Origin of the sequence: Stenotrophomonas sp. 2YAF22 (assembly GCF_052114665.1) — a bacterium.
GTDB classification, from domain to species: domain Bacteria; phylum Pseudomonadota; class Gammaproteobacteria; order Xanthomonadales; family Xanthomonadaceae; genus Stenotrophomonas; species Stenotrophomonas indicatrix.
In genome coordinates this window covers 1-1,608 of the sequence record NZ_JBFRFE010000789.1, presented here as the reverse complement: position 1 = coordinate 1,608, position 1,608 = coordinate 1, and the positions used below count along the sequence as shown (strand labels likewise).

Genomic DNA, 1,608 nt, shown 5'->3' with positions numbered 1-1,608 from the left:
ACCTTCAGGTTGCCGGCCACGATCTGCTGGGTGTCCGGGCCACGGTTGTCCATGCGGGCCGGGGTCGCGCCCTTGAAGTCGCAGACCTTGCCACCGGCTTCGCGCACCAGCAGCACGCCGGCAGCGATGTCCCAGGCCTTCACGCCGGCCTCGAAGTAGGCGTCGGCGCGGCCACAGGCCACGTAGGCCAGGTCCAGCGCGGCCGAACCCGAGCGGCGGATGTCCTCGGCGTGCACCAGCAGGGCGTCCACCGACTTCAGCTGCGCACTGGCGCGGGCACGCTCGCGCGGGGCAAAACCGGTGTGGATCATGGTGCCTTCCAGATCCTTGCGGTCGGCCACGCGGATGCGGCGGTCGTTGAGCACGGCGCCGGCACCACGGCTGGCGGTGAACAGTTCATTGCGCAGCGGGTCGAAGATCACCGCGTCGGTCGGCTCGCCGTTCTCGACCAGGGCGATCGACACGCAGTAGTGCGGCACGCCGCGCAGGTAGTTGCTGGTGCCGTCCAGCGGGTCGATGACCCACATGTGGCGACGCTCGCTCTGCACGCCACCTTCTTCACCGAAGATGCCGTACTCGGGGTAAGCGCGCTTGAGTTCCTTGACGATCACCTTTTCCGCGTCCGCGTCGACTTCGCTGGCGTAGTCCATGCGGCCCTTCTGGACTACATTCAGTGCCTCGAGCTTGTTGATGTTGCGCAAGAGGACGTTGCCGGCGAGGCGGGCGGCCTTGACCATGACGGTTACGGCGGGTTTCTGCATGGCATGGGCTCCCGGAAGGGCAGAAGAGAAGGGCTGGCGGGGGAAAAGAGCGGGTCCGGCGCAGTGGCCGGCCGCACAGTTTACCATTGGTCTTCGTCCAGCTCGACATTTTCCCTGTTCATGTCCCAGTTTCCTGTCGCCACCCGCCTCCGATTCGTCCTGGTCGGGACCCAACACCCCGGCAACATGGGGGCCGCCGCCCGTGCCCTGAAGACCATGGGCCTGGCCCGCCTGGTCCTGGTGGCGCCGGAGAAGCCGCTTGATGAAGAGGCCTTCCGGCGCTCGGCCGGCGCCGAGGACGTGCTCGGCGACGCGCCGGTGGTGGCCACCTTGGCCGAAGCCGTGGCCGACTGCCGCTTCGTGCTGGGGTGCACAGCGCGTGCGCGCCGGATCCAGCTGGAGGAGTTCCTGCCGGCAGATGCCGCCGCCCGCGCAGTGGCCAAGGCCAGCGAGGGTGCCGAGGTGGCGCTGGTGTTCGGTCGCGAGCGTACCGGCCTGACCAACGAGGAACTGCAGCTGTGCCATGCCGCCGTGCACATTCCGTCCGACCCGGAGTTCAGCTCGCTCAACCTGGCCGCCGCAGTGCAGGTGCTGGCCTATGAAGTGCGCATGCAGCTGCTGGGCGCACAGCCGGTGGCCGCGACCGAGCCGGACAACCGCGAGCAGGCTGCCAGCCACGATCAGATGGAGAGCTTCTTCGCCCAACTTGGCGAGACTCTGGACGAGATCGATTTCCACAAGGGGCGCGCGCCCGAGTCGGCGATGCGCAAGCTGCGCCGTCTGTTCCTGCGCAGTGAGCCAAGCGAGCAGGAAGTGCGTCTGCTGCGCGGCATCCTGGCCGATACCC

The 1,608-nt window shown here is 68.0% G+C and carries 2 protein-coding genes; one reads left to right on the top strand and one right to left on the bottom strand.

The features are described 5' to 3' along the window. The coding region (locus tag AB4Y84_RS21140; RefSeq protein ID WP_442250873.1) for an inositol monophosphatase family protein at positions 1 to 761 on the bottom strand (761 nt) is incomplete at its 3' end. 120 nt (positions 762 to 881) lie between these two features. On the opposite strand from AB4Y84_RS21140, the gene AB4Y84_RS21135 reads away from it, so the two are divergent. Beyond that, positions 882 to 1,608 (top strand): RNA methyltransferase (locus AB4Y84_RS21135; protein WP_442250872.1); only part of this gene is annotated, 727 nt, incomplete at its 3' end.